General features: G+C 43.0%; 3 protein-coding genes. All 3 read left to right on the plus strand.

Features of this window, described 5'->3' with window-relative positions:
- The coding region (locus tag PSI22_RS20985; protein WP_273581423.1) for a glycoside hydrolase family protein at positions 1 to 1,299 on the plus strand (1,299 nt) is incomplete at its 5' end.
- Positions 1,293 to 1,658, plus strand: coding sequence for a hypothetical protein (locus PSI22_RS20990; protein ID WP_273581424.1), 366 nt, complete (start codon positions 1,293 to 1,295; stop codon positions 1,656 to 1,658). The genes PSI22_RS20985 and PSI22_RS20990, both read left to right, overlap by 7 nt.
- 138 nt (positions 1,659 to 1,796) lie before the next feature.
- On the plus strand, positions 1,797 to 2,210 hold the full coding sequence (locus tag PSI22_RS20995) for a hypothetical protein (RefSeq protein ID WP_273581425.1): 414 nt from the start codon (positions 1,797 to 1,799) through the stop codon (positions 2,208 to 2,210).
- Positions 2,211 to 2,315 lie beyond the last annotated feature (105 nt).

The raw sequence follows: 2,315 nt of genomic DNA on the forward strand, positions 1-2,315 counted from the left end.
TACCACGCCAGTAATATCCCGCCGGGGGCGCTGCCGGGCAGCAAAACCCAGATGGCGTTCCGCTCCAAGACCCACAAGGGCGAAGGGTATAACGAACTGCTGTTTGAGGATGCGAAGGGCAGTGAATTACTGTCGCTGCATGCGCAGCGCAACATGAAGACGGTGGTGAAAAATGACCAGAGCCTGTTGGTGGAAGCCGGTAACCGCACCCTGACTGTCCAGACGGGAGATGAGCACAAAACCGTGAAACAGGGTAACCTGACGGAGACCATCTGCCTGAAGCGCAGCACTGAGGCTAATACGGTACAGGTGAAGGCGAAGGCAGGAAAAGCGGGGCCGGGAACGCAGCTGTATCAGGCTGAGGATAATATCACCCTGCAGGTGGGCAAAGGCAGTATCGAGATGACGCCAGAGCATATCCGGGTGGCATTTGGCTCATCAGTTATCCTGCTGAACAGCAGCGGAGTCTTTGTGGATGGCTCGGCTATTGGGCTCAACAACGGCAGTGCGGGAGCGGGACTGGCGCCGGCCGCCGCAGACGGGGGTGACAGTGCCTCGGAGAGTGGTAGTTTGCTTCCGGTAGCGGTCATGGCGGCGGGTTTGGGACCGATGGGGATGGCTGCCCTGGGATCGATGGGGCTGATTTCTTCGGCATCAGCGGCAACGCCAGCTACAAGGCCAATGTCTCCACCAGTTCCAGACAATGTTACAGGAAGACCAACAGTACCCACTGATATTCGGCCGGGAATTGTACCATTACCATCTGCGGCTCCAGTGCCCGTAGCTAATTCAGCTGACAGTACGGAAAAAACCATGGATCAGGATGGACTGGATTTATTAAAAGGCATCGAGTCATTGAGATTAAAGCCTTATGATGACCAGACAGGAAAAACCATAACCAAATGGAATAAAGGAGCGACTATTGGATATGGAAAATTAATTGCTGAGAAAGAATGGAATACCTATAAAGACGGTATTACAGAAGAGAAGGCTGAAGAATTATTTAAAGAGACACTCGCACCTTTTGAGAAAACCGTCAATAGTGCAATTACCAAAGAGATAAAACAGAATCAATTTGATGCCTTAGTCATGTTCGCATATAACATTGGTAAAAAGGGATTCAAAGATTCATCTGTTGTAAAACTGGTAAATGATGAAAATGCCAAAACAGATTATGACACTCTGGATGATGCCTGGAAGGCTTGGAATAAATCGCAAGGTGAGGTCAATCAAGGCGTAATAAATAGACGAAAAGCTGAACTAAAAATCTATAACGAAGGAGTTTATGAAAGATGGTAAAGAAATCCTTTTTATCCTTTTTAGGTATCATGTTGCTGGTATACACCTCTATATCATTTTCAGCTTATACGGATGTATTTGAGACAAAGACATATAGTATTACTGTTAATGTGCTTTGTTCTGAAGGAAATATCAGTTGTGATAATGTAATTTATACAGGGATAAGAAAAAAAGATAACGTCTCAATTACATTAAAAGGAACTACCTTGAATAGAAATTGTAAAACTGGCGGTTGTAGATTCTATGGGTATGAGTTTAAAAATAAAGATGTGACATACACAATCTATCAACAAGGAATATTGGAAATTTCAAGGAAAGGCAAATTGATTTTTTCAGAAGAGGGGATTTTTAAATATTAATAGGTACCTCTGCCAGTGATTTTTGCTGGCAGTTAATGATATTAAAATAAATGAAATGAAGAGGTTTGCTTTGTTGTAAATGAAATGTTTCATAAGTAATGAATAAATGGAAAACTGCCAAAAAACACAGACTGTTTAGTGGATATCAGCAAAATCACCCCATTTGAGTGGAACACCCCGCATGTCATTGGCAGTGGCTGGAGCCGTCAAAAAATTGGAACGGTAATTGGTGCGAAATTCAATGAAGAGATGGATGTTTTCTCCAAACTGATTTTTGTCAAAAATGGGCAGGTGGTGTATTCAGACGAGTATTCCTACTTATCTGATTTTGCAGGTCATATTGGAGGTAACAAAATACTGACACTCTATTTTGAGTATGAAAACCAGCAAAAGGGATGGATTTCTTATTACCATATTTCCAGAGATGACCCTGACATCCTAATGAATGTGGAATATAAGCTAGCCGTCAATGACAAAATGGACTATTTGTTTTCTCCCGCCAATGAATCTCAGGTTCAACAGCGGGCTGGAAAATTTCTAACACCATCATGATGTCTGGCTAAAAATGGATTTGCAGGCGTGTAACCTGTCTGTCCATTGGCTATTTGGGCCTGTATTCATGAAAAATCACGATTTTTATTTTTAAACGATAAGAAA

Origin of the sequence: Xenorhabdus aichiensis, from assembly GCF_028598775.1 — a bacterium.
Classification (GTDB): Bacteria; Pseudomonadota; Gammaproteobacteria; order Enterobacterales; family Enterobacteriaceae; genus Xenorhabdus; species Xenorhabdus bovienii.

Bases quoted from the DNA above. Each gene is read 5' to 3' on its own strand.
- PSI22_RS20990 (WP_273581424.1), top strand. From the start codon at position 1,293: ATGGTAAAGAAATCCTTTTTATCCTTTTTAGGTATCATGTTGCTGGTA.